The organism is Nocardia sp. 852002-20019_SCH5090214 (assembly GCF_001665865.1).
GTDB lineage: Bacteria > Actinomycetota > Actinomycetes > Mycobacteriales > Mycobacteriaceae > Nocardia > Nocardia nova.
Map to the genome: position 1 here is coordinate 1 of NZ_LZMK01000056.1, position 2009 is coordinate 2009.

A 2009-nucleotide genomic window follows, 5' to 3' on the forward strand; every position below is an offset into this window, starting at 1 on the left:
GCTTCCTCGTCGACGCTGCTGCCGTCTGTCCGGGCACGCTGTTCCAGGATCACGATCCGCTCCTCCCGCTCGCGCACGTAGAGGCCGGGGTCGGTGTCGGGCAGCAACCGCGCCAGCAACTCGCGTTTCGGTTCGTGGTAGCGGAACGCGGCTTCGAGGCGCAGCAGCGCGGTGCGGAACGGGTAGAGGGTGAAGGTGTCGACCATGGCGTCGAGCACCTCGCGCTCACCGGGGGTGGTGTGGGTGAGTGCGGTGGTGAAGGTGCGGCGGGCGGCGCGGCGGTCGCTGGTGATGCTGTAGTCGAGGTGGGCGATGGCATCGAGGAAGGTGCTGGTTTCGGTCACGAGAGTTCGTCCTGTCGTCGAAGAGGGGATGTGCGAGCACCCGCCGGGACCGTCACGGCCCCGATCGAACACGCGGGTGTCGGGCCGGTCGTGGCGACCAGCCGAGGGCGCAAGCACCGGGGCGGGAGGCGACACGCGGGGCAGGGGCGGAACGCGCCGGGGCGTGCGCGCACGAATTCCCGCGCACGCCACCGAAACCGGTGATGGAGATTAGGGTCGGCGCGCCGGGGAATTCGTGCGCGCCGGGCGCGGGCCGTCGCGCGCGGCGCCGCCCGCCCCGGTAGCCCTCGGACGGCTGGTCGCCGCGACCGGCCAGTCGCCCGCCCGCAACGCAACTCACCCCGCCGGAACCGAGAGAGGGTTCCGGACGGGGTGAGTCGGCACGAGCAGGGCGGAGCGAGGTGATGAGCTCAGAATGGAGGCGCGTCGTCTCCGAAACCTGCGGCGGCCCCAGCCATCACCGGCTCCCGCCACGGATCCTCACCACGGGACGGGGAAGTCGCAGGCTGACCGAATCCTGTGCTGGTGTCCACGGCGGCGCCGCCGAACCCGTCGCGGTGCGCGGTCACGGCGCGGTCGGTGCGCGGCCCGCCGGATGTGCCGGCAGAGATTCGGGTGACCTTCGCGGTGGCGTAGCGCAACGACGGGCCGATCTCGTCGACGTCGAGTTCGACGACGGTGCGTTTGTCGCCCTCTCGGGTGGTGAACGAGCGCTGCTTGAGTCTTCCCGTGACGATGACACGCGCTCCCCGTGAGAGGGCCGATTCGGCGAGGTTCTCCGCTGCCTGTCGCCACAGGTTGCAGCGCAGGAACAACGGATCGCCGTCTTTCCACTCCCCGGCGGTGCGGTCGAAATACCGCGGTGTGGAAGCGACGGTGAAGTTGGCCACCGCCGCGCCGGCTGGAGTGAATCTGAGCTCTGGCGAGTCTGTCAGGTTTCCTGTGACGGTCAGGACCGTGTCACCGGCCATGGGCGTTCTCCTCAATCATCGGCAACGGGGATTGGATGGAATACGAGACTGGCCCTGCCGGGATGTGGCAGGGCCGGGGTGTGGCTATTTGTCGATGGGGATGTCGTGGAAGTCGATGTCGCCGGCGGCGGCCTGTTCGACGTCGACCAACGCGAAATCGTCGTCGGCAGTGGCGATGTCGGCGAGCAGGTGCAGATACCGGGCGGTGGTTTCCGATCGTGTTCGCCACAGGCTTTTGTCCAGGGTGACTTCCCGGTTGGCCAGCACCATGCCCAGTGCGAGCACCCAGGCCCGGTTGGTCGACGCGGCACCGATCACCTTCACCAGTTCCTCGGTCGACCAGCCGACCCCGAGCAGCTTGGTCACCAACTGCAACGCCCCCGGCGCCAGATTCCGCGCCAGGTACTCGGCCACGAAATGCGCGGCCTGGGTTGGCGGCTTGCTCCGCTGGACATACTTCGACAGGAATTCCTCACGCCGCTCAGCCGCCGCAACACCACGCTTGTTCAGCTCCCGCACCCGGCGGCGCGCCAACCGTGCTTCTTCCCGCACCGCCGCAGCGCGTTCGGCCGCGGCCAGAGCCTCCTGCGGGTCAGCGGCCTGGTGAACAGGCCGCTGTAGTCCGGTGGTGTCGAGCTGGTCGGCGGGCAGGTAGTAGGCCGGGATCCAGCGATCACGCCAGGCGAGCCCGTCC

The 2009-nt window shown here is 69.2% G+C and carries 2 protein-coding genes and 1 pseudogene; all 3 read right to left on the bottom strand.

The features are described from left to right. On the bottom strand, nt 1-344 hold a 344-nt coding region (locus A5780_RS06470; protein ID WP_156769388.1), incomplete at its 3' end, for a hypothetical protein. Nucleotides 345-754: 410 nt separating this feature from the next. Continuing rightward, nucleotides 755-1315: a single-stranded DNA-binding protein gene (locus tag A5780_RS06475; protein ID WP_064908010.1), complete on the bottom strand. Its 561-nt coding sequence runs from the start codon at nt 1313-1315 to the stop codon at nt 755-757. 84 nt (nt 1316-1399) lie between these two features. Further along, nucleotides 1400-2009 (bottom strand): annotated as a pseudogene (locus A5780_RS40680) (hypothetical protein); the annotation flags it as partial.

Bases quoted from the DNA above. Each gene is read 5' to 3' on its own strand.
- A5780_RS06475 (WP_064908010.1), bottom strand. From the start codon at position 1,315: ATGGCCGGTGACACGGTCCTGACCGTCACAGGAAACCTGACAGACTCG.